Source organism: Nitrosopumilus sp. S4 (assembly GCF_054515835.1).
The window spans coordinates 1616583-1631307 of sequence record NZ_CM137258.1 but is presented as its reverse complement, the minus strand read 5'-3'; the positions used below and the strand labels follow the sequence as shown (position 1 = coordinate 1631307).

Sequence of the window (14725 nt, the reverse complement as noted above, 5' to 3'; positions counted from 1 at the left end):
CCCAATCCCTGGACGATGGTAAACTAGCAGATGACTCACTAAAGTAATACCACTAATTGTTTTGTATTTTTGTATAAAAGAGAATAGTAGGAATCATCAGTATGATCTAAATACTAAATTACAAAATCTTACTTAATTGGAACTCTCACCAATCAACTAATCGTTGCTGGTCTTAAGTTCCATGTTTACTTAATACTTTAGACATTTTTTCAAAATGAAAATTATTGACTGGAATAATTCCCCCAGTCTGGGCTGACATACACACTATGGTCGGTTTAAAATTCATTCAATGAATTTGCATAATAAGAAAATGGTACATTTAGTGGTTGTACCAATGGTTTATCCTTTTATTCTCAATTACTTTATCTCTTTTCATGAATGTAGCAGTTGTGCAATTCAAGGCATCAACTAACAAAGAAAACAATCTCAAAAAAATAATCTTGTATATTCAAAAAGCAGCCTCAAAGAATGCTACACTATGTGCATTCCCAGAATTTATGATGTTTTACACAAATTCCACTCAAACACCAAAGCAGCTTGCAAGCCTAGCTGAAACAATTAGTGGTAATTTTGTTTCAGCAATTGCAAATACTGCCAAAGAAAATAAAATTCAAGTTGTGGGATCATTTTATGAGAAGAGCAAGAAAAAAGATCGTGTGTATGACACTTCATTTGTAATTGACAAGTCTGGTAAAGTTATCTCTACGTATAGAAAAATTCATCTCTATGATGCGCTAGGATTTCGAGAATCAGACAAAATGACATCAGGCTCAAAGATTGCAAAACCAGTAAAGACTTCGCTAGGAAAAACTGGAATGATGATCTGCTATGATCTTAGATTTCCAGAGATGTCACGATCACTTGCATTAGCTGGTGCTGAAGTATTAATTGCACCTTCTGCATGGGTACAAGGCAACATGAAAGAAGAACATTGGATTACAATTAACAAAACACGTGCTATTGAGAATGGTTGCTATGTAATTGCACCAGATCAAGTTGGAAATATTTACTGTGGAAGAAGTCTTGTAGTTGATCCATATGGCAAGATCCTACTTGATATGAAAAAGAAACAAGGAATTGGTTATGTCAAAATTGATCTTAACAAAGTAAAGCAAACACGCAAAGTCTTACCTCTACTGAAAAACAGAAGAGCAAGCGTATATTCTATTTAGTAGTCTTTGGCTTTCTGCTCTCACAACTAAAGTTTGAGCACTGCTTTGTCCATTTCTGATTTCTTGAATATCTAAAAATCACCATTGGCCACATACATACCTCACATGGCTTCTTTGTGGCCCTAAGTCTAGCCTTTTGTAATAATGGAGATGATGCTTTGCAACCACCATAAAAGTTAGAACAACCCATGAACCGCTTTCGTGTAGTTCTAGATCTAATCACCATCAATTCTCCTAATTTGCATTGAGGACATGGAACCAGTCCATTTTTTGGAGAATTTGTTCCAAGTATCATGTATTTTTTGTCTCTTGAGGACCATGAGAGATACCCATTAATGTCCAAATACTGAATGATCTCTTTTTTGAAGACACTAGTTTTTGACTTTGACTTTTTTACAGTATGCCTAATTGTACTCTTTTTGATCTGTACAGTTTGTAGACTAGATTTCCTTGATGGCATTTTCACTGATGCTTTTACTAAAACAATTTTTATAGGGATTCGGGTCAGCGACATTTGTGGAAAAGGTTTGTGTTCTTGGCGCAGGTAGCACCAAATATGGAAAATTAAATGAAAGCATTGCCGATATTACTACTCAAGCATCAGTTTCAGCCATAGAAAGTGCTGGAATCTCTCCAAAAGATGTCAAAGCATCTTACATCTCAAACGTCTTTGGGGTAGCTGACAAACAGGTACATCTTGGACCTGTCTTAATGAGTAGATTAGGAATTCCTGATAAACCATCATTAACAATAGAATCTGCATGTGGAAGTGGCTCTGTATCATTTAGAGAAGCATATGCCAACGTTGCAGCAGGATTTTACGATTGTCTTTTAGTTACTGGAGTTGAAAAAGTAACTCATACAGGAACTGAATGGACTACAACTTACTTTGCATATTGTTCAGACTTTTTCTATGAAGGTCAAGCCGGTGCATCATTTCCAGGCTTGTTTGCATCTATGGCAAGAGCTTACTTGACAGAGTTTGATGCAACTGAAGAAGACTTTGCAGCAGTTGCAGTAAAGAATCATGATAATGGTTTTCTAAATCCTAAAGCTCACATGCAAAAGAAAATTACAATTGATGATGTAATGAAGTCTGCAGTAGTTGCTAGTCCTCTAAAACTTTATGACTGCTGTCCATTCTCTGATGGGGCAAGTTCTGTTATTCTCTGCTCTGAAAAGTTTGCAAAAGAACATGGTGGTGATTACATTGAAGTTATTGGTTCTGGTCGTGGTGGTTCACCTGCTGCATTGCAAGGACGTGAACACATGACAACAATTCCTAGTACAAAGATTGCAGCAGAAGCTGCATACAAAATGGCAGGAATCACTGCAAAAGATGTTGACTTTGCAGAAGTACATGATTGTTTTACAATTGCAGAAGTAGTTGATACTGAAGACTTAGGATTCTTTGATAAAGGACAAGGCATTCAAGCTGTTCGTGAGGGTAGAACAAAATTAAATTCTGATATTTCAATTAATCCATCAGGTGGTCTTAAATCAAAAGGACATCCAATTGGAGCAACAGGCGTTGGACAAGTAGTAGAAGTATTTGATCAACTAACTGGAAGAGCAGGTGAAAGAACTGTTAAAGATGCAAAGGTTGGTTTAACGCATAACTTTGGTGCAACCGGTGCAAGTTGTGCAGTTCATGTTTTCCAAAGTGTATAAAATGACTATTGAAGAACAACTTATCCAACATGCTAAAGAAGGTAAACTACTAGTTCACAAATGTACTGAATGTGGTTACCTTCATTTATCGACTGCCTATTATTGCCTAAAGTGCGGAAGCAAGGGATTTGAGGATGTTCTATTAGATGGTACAGGCACAATTGCCACTTATACCATTATTACAGTGGCTCCTGCAGGCTTTGAAAAATTCACACCATATGCCTTTGTTGTCCTAAAATTAGACCAGTCTGATTTGAGAATCTCTGGATTTATGGCAGGCATTGCAACTCCAGCAGATCTTCCAGTTGGAACAAAAGCCAGAATTGCTGGTTTTGAAGATAACTGTGGAATCATAATTAAAAAGCAGTAAAATTATTTGCTTGATTAATTAAAAAAATTCAAAATCGATTCTTAATTATTTTGTAAATCTGATCATTTTCATGTCAGTTGAAGTAACATGTGGAAAGTGTGGAGAAAAGATCACAAACATGAAGATGTTGAAATCTCTCAAAGATGTAATGAATCCTTATAGTGGGAAGTGTCCTTCTTGTGGACAGAAACTTTCAACGTCCGAGTTTTCACTTGATGTACAAGAAAATTGATCTTAAACTTTGAAATTTAATTAAGAATTTGAAAATCAAGTTTCTGATCTAAAAATCTTTGTTTTGAAATTACAAAATTGATCTAAAAAGACTCTGAAATGATCTAGTCATAAGTCTTATTTACTCGTTATTTTTTAAGTGATTCATGGAATTAGCCGAAGAAATCTCTGAACCAAAGAGAAGCGGCATCTTACAGTCTACATCAAAACGTGTCAGAATGATCTTTTCTGTCATGGCAAGTCCTAATAGAATCGATATCCTTCGAATCCTAAATTCCAAAGGACCATTGACCTATTCTGAGCTAAAATCATTAGCTGGATTCAAGTCCAAAAAAGAGAGTGGAAAATTTGCATACCATCTGAGAAAATTATTAAGACAATCCCTTGTTGCACTTAACAAATCTGAAAGACGTTACACAATTACAAATCTAGGAAAATTAGTTTTGAGTTTAGCAAGACAAATTGAAGAAAGATCAATTATTGAAAGTGGAAAGATGTATGTTAGAACATCACATGAATCAATTGAAGAATTTAATTCTCATAAAATTATTCAGTCGCTAGTTCGTGAAGGAAGCTTACCACTAGAACTAGCACAAAAAATTACTGAAGAAGTTGAAAATAGAATTTACAAATATCAGACTACATATCTTACAGGCTCACTAATTCGAGAAATGGTTAATTCTGTTCTTCTTGAGCACGGCCATGAGGAATATAGGAACAAACTTGCACGCCTAGGCCTGCCTGTTTATGACGTTCAAGAGATGATCTCAAACTTGGACAATGTCGACAATGGGGCTGAAGGTCTCTTGTTTAACACTGGACAGCGAGTATTTGCTGAACACTTGTTGACAAACATACTTCCAAAAGACGTAGCAGATTCTCATCTCTCTGGTGACTTGCACATTACTAATCCTGGAATTTGGTCTATGATTCCTGATACAATATTTGTTAACATTAAAGAATTAATTGAAGATGGAATTGATCTTGGTGGAAAATATCTTGATGTCTCAAGAATTTCTTCATCAAAACAACTTGATGAACTTACAACTGCATTATCTATTGCTATATCTCTTCTATCAAAGGAAGCATCACAAGAAATTGTGCTTGATGGATTAACTGCATTGTTTACAAAACATTCAAAGTCTCTTCCAGAACTCGAACAAAAATTAACTGATGCATTTGCAACAGCATCTACAACTTCAAAATATAACAAAACAAGTACAATTGTTTCAATTAGATTGCAATTAGGTACTGATAATAAAATAATTAATTCGATTATTAATGCATACAAAAATTACGTAAAGATTACTCCAATACCAAAGATTGGTTTGATAATTGATCATGACAAAGGAAAGATTACTGATGTTTCTGAATCAACTGCTGAAATTATTTCATTAGGTGGTAAGGTGATGTTTGCTAAAGGACAAACATCTAGCTTAGGTGTAACAAATGGATCAACAAAGACTACTAGCCCACTTTCAATTACATTACAATCCGTTTCAATTAATCTTCCTAGACTTGCATTTGAATCAAACAAAGATGAAACTTACTTTAGAGCAAGACTTGCATTACTAATGAAACCAGCACTATCTTCAATGGCATTAAGAAAGAAAGAGATCTCAGATCTTACAAGAAGAGGATTAAATCCAATACTTGCAAAGAATACACAATACATGCAAAGGAGTTCTGTATCCCTTGTTGTAAATTTGGTTGGACTAAAAGAAGCAGTCTTTAACATATTGGGATTCCAAGATAACAAAGAAGGCCGAGATATACTACACAAAGTCATTGAAACTGCAGTAGATGTTGGTGCCAAAAAAGGCAAGGAATTAGGTGATCCTGTGGCTATTTGCATGACTGAAACAGAAGGCTCTGTTCGTTTTGCTTCACTTGATGGAGAGAAATATGGCAAAAATTCCTCTCTGAATTCAATGGATGCTGACTATTATTCCCAAGGTGTGGTGATTAATTCATCTGAGATTTCTGATTTTACTGCAAAAAGTGAGCCTATTTCTGAATGCAACAAACTATCAAAGTTGCTTAATGGTGGCTTACTTGTAACATTGGATATTGACAAAGATGCAAAGCCTGAAGAAATCAAAAAATCAATCGAAAAGGCATCAGAACTTACAGCATCTTTCAAGCCTGTTAAGAAAATATCAATATGTGGTGAGTGTGGATTCAAAGAAGAATTATTTGAAGACAAGTGTCCAAAGTGCAAGTCACCATATGTTGTCTGAAATTCGTAAATGAAAAACTAGTAACGATCATTTCTTAAAACATTTAGATCATTATCCGTTCCGGCGATCATCGTCGTCTACCATGAATGTTATGCCAGTATGAAGTTCATAGTAGTGGTGTTAAAAAAATTGACTCTTTAATGGGTCAAGATCAAAACTTTTCGAGCACACAAGTTATATCCGCATCTTTCTTACCCATTGCGGGGAGATTATAATTGGATAATTCACAAATAGAAAATACCATCAATGAGATCCGTAAGCGCAGTGGCGCAGTAACGGCTTTCAATAAGAATAAAATTTCAAATGCCATCTTTAGGGCATTGGCTGCCACCTCTAAAGCCGACCGTGGTCTAGCCGATCAACTAGCAGGAAAAGTTGTTGATAAATTAGTAGAACAGGGATTTACTAGTTCTCGAACACCTACAGTTGAGGACATTCAAGATATTGTAGAGTCTACTTTAATTGATAGTGGAAATAGCGATATTGCCAAAGCCTATATCGTTTACAGACATGAGAGAAGAAAATTAAGAGATGAGAAGAAGAAGGTCTTAAATCTAAAAAATCTAGATCCAGTTTCTAAGAAATTTGATTTGAACTGCCTTAGAGTTCTAGCATCAAGATATCTTTTCAGAAATGGCAAAAATGAAATCATTGAATCTCCTACTCAGATGTTTGAAAGAGTTGCAATTCTAGTTGGAATAGGTGATATTCTTTATGATGCACAGCTATTTGACAAATCTGGAAATACTAAACAAGATGTAGAAGAAGCAAAATCTTATCTTGAGAAATTAGATGCCTTTGATTACAAATTCAAAGTAGGATCTTATTTCTTTAACAAGTGGCATTTTAGATCACTAATCAATCACTATGTCACACTTGCAGAAAAAGGTCAAATGAAGGTAAGCTTCAAAGATCTACTGACACTACTTGCAGCAAAGAAACTAGATAGTTATGAAGATAAAATAACTGAGTATCTTGAATTGATGACTGCACAAGACTTCCTACCAAATTCACCAACAATGATGAATGCAGGAGGAAGATTGGGACAACTATCCGCATGCTTTGTCTTAGGAATGGAAGATGGCATGGAGCAGATTATGAAGTCCACATCAGATGCAGCATTGATCTTCAAATCAGGCGGCGGTGTAGGAATAAACTACTCTGATTTGCGTGAAGAAGGTGATATTGTTGCCTCAACTTCTGGTGTTGCCTCAGGTCCGGTATCTTTTATGAACATCATCAATACCGTAACTGAAGTTGTAAAACAAGGAGGAAAAAGACGTGGTGCTAACATGGGAATCATTGAAGCATGGCATCCTGATGTTGAGAAATTCATTACAAACAAAACTGAACCAGGAATCCTAGAGAACTTTAACGTAAGTGTAGGAATCTGGGAAGACTTTTGGCATGCATTGGTAAACACCACTGATGGAAACTATGTCTTACGTAGTCCACGTGATAAAAAACCAGTCAAAGAAATCAATGCACACCAACTAATTGATCTAATTGCACTATCTGCATGGAAGAGTGCTGAGCCTGGTTTGATCTTCTTTGATCAAATTAACAAATACAATGTATTTGCCAAAGCTAGACAAGCACCACTAAGAGCTACAAACCCATGTGGTGAGCAAAGTCTCTATCCATACGAATCTTGTAATCTAGGCTCTATCAACTTGGTAAATCTTGTAAAACGCCAAGCAGATGGAAGTTATGAATTTGATTGGCAAAGATATGAAGAAACAATCAGAAAGACAACAAGATTCCTTGATAACATCATTGATGTAAACAACTATCCAGTACCAGAAATTAGTGTTGCATCAAAAGAATCCAGAAGAATTGGATTGGGTGTTATGGGAGTTGCAGATCTTCTATACAAATTAAGAATTCCATACAACTCAAAAGAAGGTTATGAGCTACAATCAAAACTCTCTGAAGCATTAACCTACTATTCAATGGAAGAAAGTGTTGCACTTGCAAAATCTAGAGGTGAATTCCCACTTTGTTCCAAGACTGAATATCCTGAAGGAAAGATTCCAGTTGCTGGATATTACGAGAAACCAAAAGAAGCTCACTCCTATGAATGGGATGCATTAATTGATAAAATCCAAAAGTATGGAATAAGAAATGTTTTGACAACTACAGTTGCTCCAACAGGAACACTGTCCATGATAGCAGACTGCTCAAATGGAATGGAACCTGCATTTGCTCTTGTATTTGAGAAGCGAGTAACAGTTGGAAGATTCTTCTATACCAACAAAATTGTTGAAGAAGTCCTAAAAGAAGAAGGCCTTTACAATGATGAGATTCTTGCAAAGATTGCAGATAACTATGGCTCCTTGAAAGGAATTCCTGAAATTCCTCAATGGATGCAAGATGTCTTTGTAACTGCAATGGATATTCATTGGGCTGATCATCTCATGGCTCAAGGTGTATGGCAAGACTGGATTGGAAATGCAATTGCAAAAACAATCAACATGCCATATGATGTAACAGCAGAAGATGTAAAATCTGCATATCTGCTAGCACATGAAATAGGACTAAAAGGAATTACCGTTTATCGTGACGGTTCAAGACACAAACAAGTACTTCACATGACAAGTGAAAATGCAGAGAAGACATTTGATGTAACCCCAAGTGAATATATCACTGAATATATCACTAGAAAAATTACAAATCCATACGTCAAATCTCAAGTCAATGCAGCACTTGCAATTAAAGTTCATGACGAAGAAATCAAATCAGAACCTCAGAAGGTAGAAGATATTCCCGAAGATCGTCTATGTCCAACATGCAAAAACAGCCTTGTCTTTGTAGAAGGATGCAGTATCTGTATTGAATGCGGATACAGTGGTTGTACTTCTGGATAATCACAGAATCACAACTTTTTTACTTCCTTTTCATTTTGAATCCGTGTGGTAAAGAAAGTTCTAGGCATAGCCGTAGGCATAGCAGTAATTATTGCAATAGCAGCTGCAGTTTTAGTCATTCCTAATTCCGAAATCATTACTCAAAAAACTAATGAAAAAATTGGTCTAGTAATTAATACTCCTACTCAATCTACATCATTACAACAACTAGACCAAGTCTTCACTGATGCATCAACTACTGGCATAGGTCGAAGCAATGTGTATCTTTTCTGGAACATTATAGAGCCTCAGCGTGGAGAATTTGATTGGAGTCAATCTGATATTATGATGGGATTAAATGAAAAAAATAATCTAAAAGTCACTTTGTTTTTCTCAGTTATCAATGGAGAAACACTTGGTCCATTTCCTAATTGGATTGGAAAACCATCAATTAATGCAATAGGTGAAGATAGACTAGTCGATGCACTTGATGCAATTTTATCTAGATATCACATTATTGATTCAGTAATTATTGCAGGAGAAACAGAATCCCAATTTAGATACTATGAACAAAATATTCCCGTTTACAAGAAATTCTTTACAGGAGTTTATGAGAAAATAAAGGATATACACCCAGATGTGAAATTTGGAAACTCCTTTGCCTTGCACCACACAATTAACAAAGACCTTTCAAGTATTGTGCAAGAATTAGCAATAGGTGATTTTGTTGCATTTTCATATTTTCCAGTTGATAGTCTAAATGATATTATAAAATCACCACAGGAAGCAAAAGATGATCTAAATCAAATATTTGAGATTGTTCCGGATAAAAAAATAGCATTGTTTGAGATTAGTTGGAGCACCTCTGATTTTGTTGGAGGAAGTGAAGAATCTCAGAGTGATTTTATGCAAAAATTATTCGAGTTCTACTCTGAAAATGAATCAAACATTGAATTTATGACTTGGTATAGGCAGTATGATAGACCAGAGAATACATGCGTATCATCACAAGAAGATATTGGTGATAAAAAAATTGAGGTTGGTGGTGGTTCAGGTTTAGGAAGTAGTGAATATGTTATTGAGAGATTGAACCATTACATTTGTCATGCAGGACTAGTTGATGTTAATGGAAATCAAAAATCAGGATGGAATGAATTTAAAAATCAAGTAGAACTGATCAATTAAGATGCTTTCTTTAATTCTAGCTGAATCTTCTCTTGAAACAATTCCAAATGAGATGAAAGATCATCCTTCAGTAATATCTCATGAAAGAAAACTTGGAAAAGACTATTCAGAAATTCTATTAGATAATTCTTGGCACTATGCTGCAATGAAAGGAATTGAAAATGAAATTAAAAGAGGAAGACCAGACCTTGTCCACTTTTCAATTTTAGAGGCTACAACAATTCCTCTTTACTATGAAAATAAAATTAAAATTTTCATTCACACCATAAATGATAAAGTAATTTCTGTTGGAGAAAATGTTCACATTCCAAAATCATATCATAGATTTGAAGGTCTTTTTGAAAAATTATTCTTGGAGAAAAAAATTATTGTTAATGACAAAGAATTGCTGTCAATTCAAGATCAATCTTTTTCTGAACTAGTTAATCAACTCAATCCATCAAAAGTTATAGGATTATCTACTACGGGAAAACCCAGTTCATTTGAAAAAATTAGTACTACATTAGAGAATAACTCATGTATTGTAATTGGAGGTTTTCAGAAAGGACATTTCTCTGATTCAATCAAAAACAAATTCACTGATCTATTTTCTGTAGGAGAAACATCACTTGAAGCTCATGTTGTTGTAGCTAGAATGCTTTACGAGTATGAAAAAACCATTTTTATGTAGGTCCAGAAATTTGCAATCTGTTGCAGTCATAGTATAGCCTGGTTAGTATTCGGGGTTTCCAACCCTGTGACGCGGGTTCGAATCCCGCTGACTGCATTTTATTCATACTAATGAGAAGCAATTTTTAGGTCTACAAGGTATCATTATTGTGAAACCATCAATTAGAAAAATTGCTATGGAGAGAATGCAAATTCTAATCGATAATGCAATTTCAAATGCATCTAAAGATCCTCAATTATCTCAGCGTCAAGCTTCCCTTGCAAGAAGAATTAGCTCAAAACACAAAATTAGAATGCCATATCAGCTTAGGATGGTTTACTGCAAAAAATGCAAGTCCTTTATTGCACCTGGAATAAATTCAAGAATCCGACTAGGAAGAGCATCTGTCAAGTCGATCAGAATCACATGTAATTTGTGTGGGCATACTTATCGCAAAATAATACCTCAATCATCTTAATGTAGAAAAAACTACAAAAAAACAATCCCAAATATTTGAACTAGAATTGCTATTATTGCAAAAATAATAATTTTAATTCCTAAACCCAGAAGATTTCAACTATCTGCTTCTTGTTCGTTAATTATGGTTAGAGTCATACTTGATTTAATGTGAGGAATAGATCTTATAGCTTTGGTGATGATATTTTCTAGGGTTTTATCATCTGGGGCTTCTATTTTACAAATTACATCATAGAATCCAAACACTACATCTGCTTCTTTTACTTCTGGTATGTGACTTAGATTCTTCAGTGTTGGAAATTCTTCCCCTTTATCACAATGAATAACAACATATGCTTGAGATTCGTTTCTTCCTAGCATCATTCCAATTAGCTTCTCAGATGTCTGAAACAATTCTCCTGATTCTGAGCGAGTCAAAGTTACTGTGGAATGAATTTTTGGCATCTTTCTAATTACACCTGTAACAATTTCCTGAATTTTTTCCTCTGTTTGGGTTTCAATTTGAACAATAATGTCGTATAGTCCTAGTGTTCCGTGAACCTCTTTTACAGAATCAATTTTTTTTAGTGATGCAATCACTTCTTTTTCAGAACCTAAATCACAATTCATCATAACGTAGGCTTTTGCCATTTTTACTTGACACATCCATAAACAGGCTCAAAATATGGTCTGAAAACCATGCTAGTATAATGTGAAATTAGAATAAAAGATTTTTTTAAAAATACTGATGAAAAAACATCATTTTCAAATTTATTCACAAAAAACCATTTTTTTTGCATATCATCTATTTTTCGCGTTTTGGTTTAGAGTGTGCTTTTATCATGTGTTTTTTGGTTCTCTCAGGATCAGTGAACTCCATATTGCAAATTGAACACTTGTTCGAAAATGTAGTTTCTCTCTTTAAGATATTTTTTACCCTGATTTTATTAAAGGATAATTTGGGCTTCATATTTGATTGAGAAATTTTTTGATTATAAGGAGTTGCTTAACATTGTTAATCAACCATCAATTTGTAAAAATAGTTAAAGGTTCATAATATGAATAGTATTATTGACCCCCTCTAAAAAATATAGAGATCGAATCTATATTGTTAAAGACATCATTCTTACTTTATCTGAGTATGGACAACTTAATCAGACTTCACTGTTTAGCTTTTGTGGATTAAATATTTCAAAACATAAGCAGATATTAGATAATTTAGAACTAAATGAAATAATTGAAAGAAAAGAAATTGCTGATGGAAAAAGAACAATTACGTTATTCAAAGTGACAAACAAGGGGATGGATTTTTGTCATGAGATCTTAGAACCATATGAAAATCTTTTTCCAAGAAGTGGTAAATCGTCTGACTCTTCATTGAATTTAGGATGTCTTTTCTTCATCTAAGTTATATTTTGATGAGATGTCTTTATCCAAATCTTCTCGCTTTTTCAAATAATTTGCATACCTTTTGTTCCAATTTGAAAGAGATCTAAATTGCTGCACGCCAGTTATCAACCAAATACCTGAAGTAACTAAAACTACTGCCAAGAAAACCATTAACAGTATTGCAAAATCGTTCTCATTTTCAACTAAATGAAAAAATTTTGGATGTGTAACTAGATACAGAGAGATCCCTATTGCAAGAGGGGCTAAAATTAGTGCTGAGAATGACACTCCGAGCATTAATCCTCTAAGTTGTTGAATTTTTTCAATAAATAGATCCATTGAGCTTAGAATGTTATTTTCCAGATCAGTCAAAGGATCTTACCTCAAAATCTTTTAGAAAATACTTTGCCATATCTATTGAATTGTTTTTAAAAATATAATTTTTATAATTTACCAAATCCCTTAACATATTCTCAATTCATAGATAGTATATAGCAAATACTTAACATTGTTAATCCATTTTTATAAAAAATCATCTTTCATGTGCTTTATGAGAAAAAAAGAAGATTCTGATGAAGAAAATATTGTTAATAGAAAAAATGATGACTGGTGGAGATTAGAAAAATTTCAGATAGGAAGGAGTAGATTTCCGTAACCATGACATTTTGCTGCAAAGGGGTTTGTGACGGAATAAAAGCAGATTCAATTCCAAATATTTCTCGTTATCAATCTGGTCAAAAGAGATGTTCTTTATGTGCAATTTTTTTGAATACTTCTGATTTAGGATGTCCATGCTGTGGTGCACGACTTAGAACAAAATCTAGGAATAGACGTGTGTATGAAGAATAAAATGTCATTAACATTGTTAAGCATGTTCTAAATATTAAATAAATAATTATAAAATAATGCAGAAGCAGACTACTCCAAAAGGGAATGAACGACTAACAAGATTACAATTCAGTTTTCTAGTTTTCATTTACTGCCATTAGACACTTGGTAATTCCCAAAATTGCTTCTGCAGAATTAATTTTACTAAGATTTTTAGCTAACAATGTTAACTGAAGTATATTAGAGATAAATTTAATCAAAAATTAGTGGTAAAATTAAGATGTAATGATTACGGGTTTGAATGTGACTTTGTCGCTGAAGGGGAAATTGAGCGAGTTATTGAAAACTTTGGTCAACACACCGAAGAAGAACATGGAATTGATTACTCAAAAGAAGCAATAATGCATGTAATTCTAAGAAAAACCAACTGAAATTGATTCAATATGAAAACAAAGCATGATGAAAAGTATAGATTTTATTATAAATATTTTTTTCAATTCCAATTTGAATTTCTCAAAGCTTAACATTGTTAATTATTGTATATATTCATCAAATAGCTTCTTTGAATATTGAAAAGTAAACAGAAAAATAAATCAAAATTATCTAAAGGTAATTTAATTTCTATATGCGTGATAACCGTTATTGCAGTATTTTTAGTATTTTATGTATTGAATTCATTTGTCCCAGTAAATTCTGAATCTGTTGTTTTTTCTCCTCCTTCTAACATATTTTTAAAAGCCGTAAAATCATCCCAAGGAGATTATTTTTATCAGTCAACTATAGGAGGTAAAACAGTTCCTTCTGTTCAAGGTAATTCACCATCAATTCAAGTATCAAAAGGAAATCTTGTTCAGATTCATTTGATAAATGAGGAAAAAAATGAATTTGGTTTGCCTTCCAAACACAATTTGAATATTGATGAATTTAATGTTCATACAAAAGATCTAGGATATTTTCAAAGTGAGTCTATTACATTTTTGGCAGATAAAACTGGCTCTTTTGAATATTATTCCTCTATTCACCCCAACATGAAGGGCATTATCGTTGTAGATTGAGAAATTGATTTTGATAATAATTCCACAAAATAAAGAATATTTTATTAATTTACAAAGATTCGATTTCATGCCCAAACTCTAAAAAAATCATAGATCGACTATTTTGCGTTGAGTTATGTTTAAGAAACTAGACTGAATACCTCAATGATTTATAAGACGATTCTCGATTTTTTGAGTTCATGGCAAAGGTTTACGACGTTCCAGCAGACGTATTGATTGGAAAATTAGCTGCAATTCTAAAGAATGAAGATATTCCAGCTCCTAATTGGATTCCATTTGTTAAAAGCGGAGCTCATGCTGAAAAACCACCACAAGACAGAGATTGGTGGTATACTAGATGTGCATCATTAATGAGAAAAATTTACCTTAACGGACCTATTGGAGTAAATGAATTAAGAAATGAATATGGTGGCGGTAAACCATCTGGTTATGGAGCAGCCCATCATAGAGATGCAGGCGGTGCAATTATCAGAAACGCAATTCATGGATTAGAAAAATTAGGTTACATTGAGCAAGTTGAGAAGAAAGGACGTATCGTTTCAAAACAAGGAATGCAAAAACTTGATAGACTTGCAACAGAAATTCTTAAAGAACTAATCGTTGAAAATCCTCAATTGAAAGTATACACATAGA

At 33.8% G+C, this 14725-nt stretch carries 17 protein-coding genes and 1 tRNA gene; 15 read left to right on the top strand and 3 right to left on the bottom strand.

Annotation, left to right across the window (positions count from 1 at the left end):
* Positions 1–374: 374 nt before the first annotated feature.
* The gene (locus tag ACX119_RS09800; RefSeq protein ID WP_459351056.1) at positions 375–1172 is read left to right on the top strand and encodes a carbon-nitrogen hydrolase family protein; all 798 of its coding nucleotides are present in this window, start codon (positions 375–377) and stop codon (positions 1170–1172) included.
* Here the strand turns inward: ACX119_RS09800 and ACX119_RS09795 are convergent.
* Positions 1165–1632, bottom strand: a complete 468-nt coding sequence (locus tag ACX119_RS09795; protein WP_459351055.1) for a DNA topoisomerase — start codon at positions 1630–1632, stop codon at positions 1165–1167. The genes ACX119_RS09800 and ACX119_RS09795 overlap by 8 nt on opposite strands.
* 56 nt (positions 1633–1688) lie before the next feature.
* On the opposite strand from ACX119_RS09795, the gene ACX119_RS09790 reads away from it, so the two are divergent.
* From ACX119_RS09790 to ACX119_RS09750, 9 genes are all read left to right on the top strand, one after another.
* Complete coding sequence (locus tag ACX119_RS09790; protein WP_459351054.1) at positions 1689–2843, top strand: thiolase domain-containing protein; 1155 nt, start codon at positions 1689–1691, stop codon at positions 2841–2843.
* Between the two features lies 1 nt (position 2844).
* Positions 2845–3213 carry a Zn-ribbon domain-containing OB-fold protein gene (locus ACX119_RS09785; RefSeq protein ID WP_459351053.1) on the top strand — a complete coding sequence of 123 codons (369 nt, stop codon included), beginning with the start codon at positions 2845–2847 and terminating at the stop codon, positions 3211–3213.
* Positions 3214–3283: 70 nt separating this feature from the next.
* Positions 3284–3445: a hypothetical protein gene (locus ACX119_RS09780; protein ID WP_297594443.1), complete on the top strand. Its 162-nt coding sequence runs from the start codon at positions 3284–3286 to the stop codon at positions 3443–3445.
* 145 nt (positions 3446–3590) lie between these two features.
* Complete coding sequence (nrdD, locus tag ACX119_RS09775; RefSeq protein ID WP_459351052.1) at positions 3591–5684, top strand: anaerobic ribonucleoside-triphosphate reductase; 2094 nt, start codon at positions 3591–3593, stop codon at positions 5682–5684.
* A gap of 215 nt (positions 5685–5899) precedes the next feature.
* Complete coding sequence (locus ACX119_RS09770; protein ID WP_459351051.1) at positions 5900–8551, top strand: adenosylcobalamin-dependent ribonucleoside-diphosphate reductase; 2652 nt, start codon at positions 5900–5902, stop codon at positions 8549–8551.
* A gap of 45 nt (positions 8552–8596) precedes the next feature.
* On the top strand, positions 8597–9715 hold the full coding sequence (locus ACX119_RS09765) for a hypothetical protein (protein WP_459351050.1): 1119 nt from the start codon (positions 8597–8599) through the stop codon (positions 9713–9715).
* Between the two features lies 1 nt (position 9716).
* Positions 9717–10385 (top strand): ribosome biogenesis protein, encoded by a 669-nt coding sequence (locus ACX119_RS09760; protein WP_459351049.1) that lies wholly within the window; start codon positions 9717–9719, stop codon positions 10383–10385.
* A 22-nt stretch (positions 10386–10407) separates the two neighbouring features.
* A tRNA-Gly gene (locus ACX119_RS09755) sits at positions 10408–10481 on the top strand.
* 88 nt (positions 10482–10569) lie between these two features.
* Positions 10570–10842, top strand: coding sequence for a ribonuclease P protein component 4 (locus tag ACX119_RS09750; RefSeq protein WP_459352032.1), 273 nt, complete (start codon positions 10570–10572; stop codon positions 10840–10842).
* A 95-nt stretch (positions 10843–10937) separates the two neighbouring features.
* Here ACX119_RS09750 and ACX119_RS09745 read toward each other — a convergent pair whose 3' ends face one another.
* Positions 10938–11471 carry an Lrp/AsnC ligand binding domain-containing protein gene (locus ACX119_RS09745; protein ID WP_459351048.1) on the bottom strand — a complete coding sequence of 178 codons (534 nt, stop codon included), beginning with the start codon at positions 11469–11471 and terminating at the stop codon, positions 10938–10940.
* Between the two features lie 420 nt (positions 11472–11891).
* Between ACX119_RS09745 and ACX119_RS09740 the strand changes: the two genes are divergently transcribed.
* Complete coding sequence (locus ACX119_RS09740) at positions 11892–12227, top strand: winged helix-turn-helix domain-containing protein (protein WP_459351047.1); 336 nt, start codon at positions 11892–11894, stop codon at positions 12225–12227.
* Here ACX119_RS09740 and ACX119_RS09735 read toward each other — a convergent pair.
* Positions 12204–12548, bottom strand: a complete 345-nt coding sequence (locus ACX119_RS09735) for a hypothetical protein (RefSeq protein ID WP_459352031.1) — start codon at positions 12546–12548, stop codon at positions 12204–12206. The genes ACX119_RS09740 and ACX119_RS09735 overlap by 24 nt on opposite strands.
* Positions 12549–12866: 318 nt before the next feature.
* On the opposite strand from ACX119_RS09735, the gene ACX119_RS09730 reads away from it, so the two are divergent.
* The 4 genes from ACX119_RS09730 (at position 12867) to ACX119_RS09715 (ending at position 14724) form a co-directional block, all read left to right on the top strand.
* The gene (locus ACX119_RS09730; protein ID WP_459351046.1) at positions 12867–13058 is read left to right on the top strand and encodes a hypothetical protein; all 192 of its coding nucleotides are present in this window, start codon (positions 12867–12869) and stop codon (positions 13056–13058) included.
* 245 nt (positions 13059–13303) lie between these two features.
* The gene (locus ACX119_RS09725) at positions 13304–13468 is read left to right on the top strand and encodes a DUF1059 domain-containing protein (protein ID WP_459351045.1); all 165 of its coding nucleotides are present in this window, start codon (positions 13304–13306) and stop codon (positions 13466–13468) included.
* Between the two features lie 138 nt (positions 13469–13606).
* A complete protein-coding gene (locus tag ACX119_RS09720; protein ID WP_459351044.1) occupies positions 13607–14092 on the top strand; it encodes a cupredoxin domain-containing protein in 486 nt (161 codons plus the stop codon).
* 179 nt (positions 14093–14271) lie between these two features.
* Positions 14272–14724 carry a 30S ribosomal protein S19e gene (locus ACX119_RS09715; RefSeq protein ID WP_459351043.1) on the top strand — a complete coding sequence of 151 codons (453 nt, stop codon included), beginning with the start codon at positions 14272–14274 and terminating at the stop codon, positions 14722–14724.
* Position 14725 lies beyond the last annotated feature (1 nt).

Bases quoted from the DNA above. Each gene is read 5' to 3' on its own strand.
- ACX119_RS09800 (WP_459351056.1), top strand. From the start codon at position 375: ATGAATGTAGCAGTTGTGCAATTCAAGGCATCAACTAACAAAGAAAAC.
- ACX119_RS09795 (WP_459351055.1), bottom strand. From the start codon at position 1,632: ATGCCATCAAGGAAATCTAGTCTACAAACTGTACAGATCAAAAAGAGT.
- ACX119_RS09760 (WP_459351049.1), top strand. From the start codon at position 9,717: ATGCTTTCTTTAATTCTAGCTGAATCTTCTCTTGAAACAATTCCAAAT.
- ACX119_RS09730 (WP_459351046.1), top strand. From the start codon at position 12,867: ATGACATTTTGCTGCAAAGGGGTTTGTGACGGAATAAAAGCAGATTCA.
- ACX119_RS09750 (WP_459352032.1), top strand. From the start codon at position 10,570: ATGCAAATTCTAATCGATAATGCAATTTCAAATGCATCTAAAGATCCT.
- ACX119_RS09780 (WP_297594443.1), top strand. From the start codon at position 3,284: ATGTCAGTTGAAGTAACATGTGGAAAGTGTGGAGAAAAGATCACAAAC.
- ACX119_RS09715 (WP_459351043.1), top strand. From the start codon at position 14,272: ATGGCAAAGGTTTACGACGTTCCAGCAGACGTATTGATTGGAAAATTA.
- ACX119_RS09785 (WP_459351053.1), top strand. From the start codon at position 2,845: ATGACTATTGAAGAACAACTTATCCAACATGCTAAAGAAGGTAAACTA.
- ACX119_RS09745 (WP_459351048.1), bottom strand. From the start codon at position 11,471: ATGGCAAAAGCCTACGTTATGATGAATTGTGATTTAGGTTCTGAAAAA.
- ACX119_RS09735 (WP_459352031.1), bottom strand. From the start codon at position 12,548: ATGGATCTATTTATTGAAAAAATTCAACAACTTAGAGGATTAATGCTC.
- nrdD (WP_459351052.1), top strand. From the start codon at position 3,591: ATGGAATTAGCCGAAGAAATCTCTGAACCAAAGAGAAGCGGCATCTTA.